The following is a 3033-nucleotide window of genomic DNA, read 5'->3' as shown; positions in this document are numbered from 1 at the left end:
CGCCGGCACCGCCTTCACCACGGCCGATGCCGCGGTGGCGTCGGCCCGTGCCCGGGCGGCGAGGGCGGCCAGCGGGTCCGGCGGCGGTGGTGGTTCCGGCCCGGTACAGGAGACCGCGGCCGCGAGGGGTAACAGCAGCGCGCCGGACCGGAGCACGTCTCGGCGCTCAAGCCTCTGCCCGAAGTTCATCACGGGCCGTCATACTGCCAGGCGAGCGCGCCACCCGGTCGGACGCACCGTGCCTGCTCGGGGCCAACTCGCCAGCCGTGACGAGATACGCTTGGCAACCACGGTCGGTGAGTGCAATCGAGACGAACATCGCGACGCGCACCGAGACAGGTTTCGAGGCAGGTTTTCGAGCAGGGAGTGGCTACGTGCCAGGTCAGCGACATCGCACCAACGGCGCCGGCGAGACGCTGGAGCCGGTCGTCGCCGACGCTGTCGCGCGCGCCGGCTTCGACCTCGAGCTGCTTCACGTCCAGCAGGCCGGCCGGCGCCAGCTGGTCAAGGTCGTGGTCGATCGGGAGGACGACGGCGCGGACGGTGGCATCGGCCTGGACCAGGTCGCCGAGGTCAGCCGTGCCGTGTCCGCCGCGCTCGACGCGCTGGAGGACAGCCGTACCGCCGGTAGCGTGCTCCGCGGCTCCTACACCCTCGAGGTCACCAGCCCCGGAGTGGACCGGCCGCTCACCAAGCCGCGGCACTGGCGCCGCGCCCGCCTGCGCAAGGTCGCGGTGAGGCAGGGGGAAGACAGCTACACGGCGCGCGTGGGCGACGCCGACGACCACGGCGTCCGGCTGCTGGTCGGCAAGAACGTCAGACATGTGAAGTACCAGGACATCGAGCACGCCGTCATCGAGGTCGAGTTCCGCGAGCCGCCGGCCGCCGAGGTTGCCATGCTGGAGCAAGAGGAGGGGTCGAGGTGAATGTCGACATCGCGGCGCTGCGCGCCATCGAGCGGGACAAGGACATCCCCTTCGACACGGTGATCGAGGCGATCGAGACCGCGCTGCTCACCGCGTACAAGCACACCGAGGGGCACCAGTCCCACGCCAAGATCGACATCGACCGGCGCACCGGGATCGTCCGGGTGATCGCCTTCGAGATCGGTCCGGACGGCGAGCCGATGCAGGAGTGGGACGACACGCCGGAGGGCTTTGGCCGGATCGCGGCCACCACGGCGCGCCAGGTCATCCTGCAGCGCCTGCGGGACGCGGAGAACGAGAAGACGTTCGGCGAGTTCTCCGCCAAGGAGGGCGAGATCGTCGCGGGCGTCGTGCAGCGCGACGCGCGCGCCAACTCCCGCGGCATGGTCGTGGTCCAGGTCGGCGACACCGAGGGCGTGCTGCCCGCGGTCGAGCAGGTGCCCGGCGAGCGCTACGAGCACGGCATCCGGATCAAGTGCTACGTCCTCGGCGTCAGCCGGGGAACACGGGGTCCGCAGATCACGTTGTCCCGTACGCACCCGAACCTGGTGCGGCGGCTGTTCGCGCTCGAGGTGCCGGAGATCGCCGACGGCACCGTGGAGATCCCCGCGGTCGCCCGCGAGGCGGGACACCGGTCCAAGATCGCGGTCCGGTCGACCGTCGCGGGGGTCAACGCCAAGGGCGCGTGCATCGGCCCGATGGGCGCGCGGGTGCGCAACGTGATGAGCGAGCTGCTCGGCGAGAAGATCGACATCATCGACTACTCGGACGACCCGGCCACGTTCGTGGGCAACGCGCTGTCGCCCGCGAAGGTCGTCTCGGTCCGGGTGGTCGACGAGCGGGCGAAGACCGCTCGAGTCGTGGTGCCGGACTTCCAGCTGTCGCTGGCGATCGGCAAGGAGGGTCAGAACGCCCGGCTGGCAGCCAGGTTGACCGGTTGGCGCATCGACATCCGCAGTGACGCCGCGGCCGCGACACCGCAGGATGGCGTCGCGGCAGGCGGCGCGCCGAGTGTCACACCGACATCGGGTTCGGCCGAGTAAGGCCGACGGGATAGACTCATCAGTGGTTCAACGTTCTGGACCGGCGTCCGCGCGTTCCCGGGGCACAAGCCCGATACGTACGTGTGTCGGTTGCCGGGTCAGAGCGGAGGCCGGTGAGTTGCTCCGGGTCGTGTTCGTGGATGGGGAGCTGGCTCTCGATCTGCGGCGGCGAGCCGCCGGTCGGGGGGCTTGGCTTCATCCCGATCCGAGGTGCCTGGACATCGCCGAGCGACGGCGTGCGTTCGCGAGAGCGCTGCGTGTGCCGGGCCCGCTCGACGTCGGCGCGCTCCGGAGCCATCTGGAGCAGCTGGTTCACCGTGTTGCCGGACCGGGATCTTCCCGGGCCGGGTTGGACGAACGAAAGCAGGTCGACCCGTCATGAGTCAGCCGTGAAGCTGAAGCCATGAACGCCAGACGATAGGACGAGGTCGAGCGGGACCATGCCGCCGGCCTCACTCGGATGAGGAGAGCAGTGGCAGGCAAGGCCCGAGTGCACGAGCTCGCTAAAGAGCTCGGCGTAACCAGCAAGGACGTACTCGCCAAGTTGAAGGACCTGGGCGAGTTCGTGAAGTCCGCGTCCTCCACGGTGGAAGCCCCGGTGGCCCGCCGGTTGCGAGACGCCTACCCCAAGACGGACGGTGCCGCGAAGGGTGGCACCAAGGGCGGTGCCGCGCGCCCGAAGCCGGCCGCGCGTCCGCAGGCCGAGGCGGCCGAACCGGTTGCTGCGCAGGCCAGCCCGAAGCAGGCTGCCAAGCCCGCCGCGGCCCCGGCCCCGGCCCAACCGAGCGCGGCGGCGCCGGCGCTGGTGGAGAAGCCGGCCGCGGCCAAGGCGGAGCCGGAGGCGGCACCCCCGCCGGCCGCCGCGAAGTCGGCGCCCGCGCAGCAGCAGCAACAGCAGTCCCAGGGCGGTGGCCAGGCGGGCGGCCAGGTCGTGCCGCCGCGTCCGCAGTCGCCCAAGCCCGGTCCGCGCGCGCCGCGGGTCGGCAACAACCCGTTCGGTGTCGGCGCCGGCGCTCCGTCGCCGCGGCCGGCCGGCCCGCGGCCCGGGAGCGCCCCGGGCGGCG

4 protein-coding genes and 1 pseudogene are annotated in these 3033 nt (G+C 71.7%); 4 read left to right on the top strand and 1 reads right to left on the bottom strand.

The genetic code is table 11. The annotated features are described in order from the left end of the window. Window positions 1-189, bottom strand: a pseudogene (locus ACRDTB_RS37850) (hypothetical protein); the annotation flags it as partial. A 185-nt stretch (window positions 190-374) separates the two neighbouring features. Here ACRDTB_RS37850 and rimP point away from each other — a divergent pair. From rimP to ACRDTB_RS37830, 4 genes are all read left to right on the top strand, one after another. Then, entirely contained in the window at window positions 375-926 is a 552-nt protein-coding gene (gene rimP, locus ACRDTB_RS37845) for a ribosome maturation factor RimP (protein WP_431437090.1), read from the top strand. Beyond that, the gene (gene nusA, locus ACRDTB_RS37840; protein WP_431437089.1) at window positions 923-1969 is read left to right on the top strand and encodes a transcription termination factor NusA; all 1047 of its coding nucleotides are present in this window, start codon (window positions 923-925) and stop codon (window positions 1967-1969) included. Before rimP ends, nusA begins: the two co-directional genes overlap by 4 nt. Beyond that, window positions 1911-2351 (top strand): YlxR family protein, encoded by a 441-nt coding sequence (locus tag ACRDTB_RS37835; RefSeq protein ID WP_431437087.1) that lies wholly within the window; start codon window positions 1911-1913, stop codon window positions 2349-2351. Before nusA ends, ACRDTB_RS37835 begins: the two co-directional genes overlap by 59 nt. A 90-nt stretch (window positions 2352-2441) precedes the next feature. After that, window positions 2442-3033, top strand: a 592-nt coding sequence (locus tag ACRDTB_RS37830; RefSeq protein WP_431437086.1) for a translation initiation factor IF-2 N-terminal domain-containing protein, incomplete at its 3' end; no start/stop codon positions are given.

The sequence above is a fragment of the Actinophytocola sp. genome (assembly GCF_050699935.1).
Taxonomy (GTDB): domain Bacteria; phylum Actinomycetota; class Actinomycetes; order Mycobacteriales; family Pseudonocardiaceae; genus Actinophytocola.
The sequence above is the reverse complement of the archived record's forward strand: the minus strand, read 5'-3'. Positions and strand labels throughout refer to the sequence as shown.

Bases quoted from the DNA above. Each gene is read 5' to 3' on its own strand.
- ACRDTB_RS37835 (WP_431437087.1), top strand. From the start codon at position 1,911: ATGGCGTCGCGGCAGGCGGCGCGCCGAGTGTCACACCGACATCGGGTT.